The organism is Streptomyces sp. NPDC001056, from assembly GCF_053598955.1.
On the sequence record NZ_JBSFLI010000087.1, the window covers coordinates 1 to 2,770 of the forward strand.

Annotated in this window: 3 protein-coding genes; all 3 read left to right on the top strand. The window is 61.7% G+C overall.

Annotated features, from left to right (window positions below; genetic code table 11):
* On the top strand, positions 1-346 hold a 346-nt coding region (locus ACWDD7_RS37480; RefSeq protein ID WP_450460691.1), incomplete at its 5' end, for a hypothetical protein.
* Positions 347-379: 33 nt separating this feature from the next.
* On the top strand, positions 380-1,456 hold the full coding sequence (locus ACWDD7_RS37485; protein ID WP_450460693.1) for a hypothetical protein: 1,077 nt from the start codon (positions 380-382) through the stop codon (positions 1,454-1,456).
* A 187-nt stretch (positions 1,457-1,643) separates the two neighbouring features.
* Positions 1,644-2,770: Ig-like domain-containing protein (locus ACWDD7_RS37490; RefSeq protein ID WP_450460694.1), on the top strand; the 1,127-nt coding region annotated here is incomplete at its 3' end.

The following is a 2,770-nucleotide window of genomic DNA, read 5'->3' on the forward strand; positions in this document are numbered from 1 at the left end:
CCGTCGCCCCGCCCGAACTGCTGCACGAGACCGTCGAGGCCGCCACGGCCGAGGGACTGATGGCACGTGGGTGGCGACTGATCCCAATACGCACACGAGCAACTGGACGATCCAGACACGTGTGGTGAGCGCGGCGGGGGGAACCGGTGAGATCCACTCGACGGATGTCGTCTTGAAACCATTCGTGTTGCCGCCAACCAGCCTCGCCATAGTGGGCGACGTTGTCGTGGTGAAATTCGATGGTTCGCAGGTTCAGGCAGGTTCGGAACTGGAAGTTAAATTTGGCACGCGTGTATTTGTGCGGACGTTGACCGCCGAGGAAATCGCAACAGGCACCGCGACGTAACCCTGGCCGAAGAACACCACAGCCATTCCGGCCGTGGCGATCATCGATTCGGCGGGCAATGCCTCTCAATATCGGACCTTGGCGTCGTTCGAGTTTCATGAGAATTTCGATACGCTGAAGTCGGTGCCTTTGTTCGAGGGGCAATCGTGTGAGCTGGCGTTTTTCACGCTGACCGGAATTCGGGACGCTGGTCACGATAAATGGAGTCAAGGGCTATATACAGGCAACGATTTCAAACTCGATCCGACCTACGGACTGTCGGCGCCTCCTTCGACGACGGCACTCGGGATTACGGGAAAAGTCAGGCTCGACCTGAAGGATGGCATCAGCGCGACACGATTTTCTTGCGACGTCGGGGATGTCACGACAACCGAGAGTTTGGTACTGCTCTTCCTCGATAGTGCCGGCAAGGTGATCTATAAGAGTAGTGCGATTACGATGTCTGGCGGGATTCGTCAGCATGTCGCAATCGACATGCCGAAAGGTCTGTCATTCACGTCGATCGAGTTCGATCAACAAGGCAATGTTCCGGTGCATAAATTGCTGACATGGGTGGACAATTTCTCGTTTTCCGCCCAAGCAGCGAGCCAGGTGTTCGATCGGCCGGCGTTGCAGGAGTTGGTCGGAGATACCGCGTACTACGGCGGCGCTGGCAACGACGTCTTCAGCGTGGCCGATGTCAAATATTTCGACGGGGCCGGCGCAGGTGTCCATGGCGGGGCGGGCACGGACACGCTGAAACTCACGGGTGCCGGCCAGACGCTGGACATCTCGAAGCTGCTGAACGTCGGCGGCCACGACAAGATCACGTCGATCGAGGTCATCGATATCACCGGCACGGGCAACAACACGCTGAAGCTGTCGATGCGCGACGTGCTGGAACTCGGCCACGAGAACGTGTTCCGAAACGATGGTCACACGCAGTTGATGGTGAACGGCAACGCCGGCGATCGGGTCGAGTTGTCGGGCATGCCTGGCCTGACCAGCGGTGGTGGGTGGGCGAACAAGGGGCTGATTGCGCTCAACGGCCAGGCCTATACGCTGTACGAGAACGCGGCGCTGCACGTCGAACTGCTCGTGCAGTCGGCCGTGTCGACCCAACTGACCTGATCCGCAAGCGCGGGGCGGAATCGCGTCGGACCAGGATGCGGTTCCGTCCCGCCGAACCGGTGCCAGCGGCCCGGTTTCTTCATTGTTTCTCTCTCCATGTGCAACCCGCAGCGAATGGCGGGCGGCGCATGTCTACGTCTTCGACACCCTCCTCCGGGGCATTTTGGACTGGTACAGGAAAGTAAAAATGGCAGGGCAGAAAGCAACGACGCGGCCGTCGCGGCCGACGATCGACACGATCATTGACAACGTCCCGCCGTACACCGGCGTGATTGCAAACGGCGGGCTGACCAACGACCCGCGCCCGACGGTGAGCGGTCGCGGCGACCCGGGCTCGACGATTCATCTTCTGGTGGACGGGGTCGCGGTCGGAACGGTGGTGGTCGGTGCCAACGGGACATGGAGTTTCGCGCTCACGCAGCCGCTGCGTGACGGCGAGTATCGCCTGACGGCGCGGGCGAGCAATGAAGTCGGCCTGAGCATTCCGTCGACGTCTTACGGCATTCAGGTGGACGTGACGCCGCCGTCGCAGCCGAAGATCGACGCGGCGACGCAAGGGGCACAGCCGACGCTGTCGGGCCACGCGGAAGCGTATTCGACGGTCTCGATTTACGACGGCACGACGCTGCTGGGTACGACGAAGACGGGTATCGACGGCACGTGGACGTTCCAGGTGACGTCGCCGCTGTCGAACGGCACGCATGCACTGACGGTGACGGCGATGGACCCGGCGGGCAATACGAGCGCGCGTTCGGACGCCTTCGACGTGACGGTGGGGCCGGTTGCGCCGCCGGTGCCGTTTGCGAAGGCGGTGCTCGACGACATGGGGCACGACAGCGGTAATTTCAATTTCGACCGACTGACGAACGACGGAACGGCGGGCCGGTTGTTGAGTGGTCACCTGACTGCGGCATTGGCGACCGGCGAGAAGGTGCAGGTGTCGACGGACGGTGGTCGCACGTGGTTCGATGCGCTGATGAAGTCGGACGGCACGTGGGTGGCGACCGATCCCAACACGCATACGGGCAACTGGACGATCCAGACGCGGGTGGTCAATAGCGATGGCGTGGCTGGCGAATCGAACGTTTACGACGTGATGCTCGACACGACGGCGCCCAACGCGCCGGACAGCCTCACGTTCGACGCGGCGACCGGTATCGTGCACGTCGGCATTTCGAAAACGGGCGTTGCCGCGGGCGAAGTGGTCCGGGTCATCGTCGGAAACTACACGATCGATCACACGCTGACCCAACAGGAAATAGCGTCCGGCAAGATCGACGTTCAGATCCCGAACGCCGTGCGAACGGCACTGGG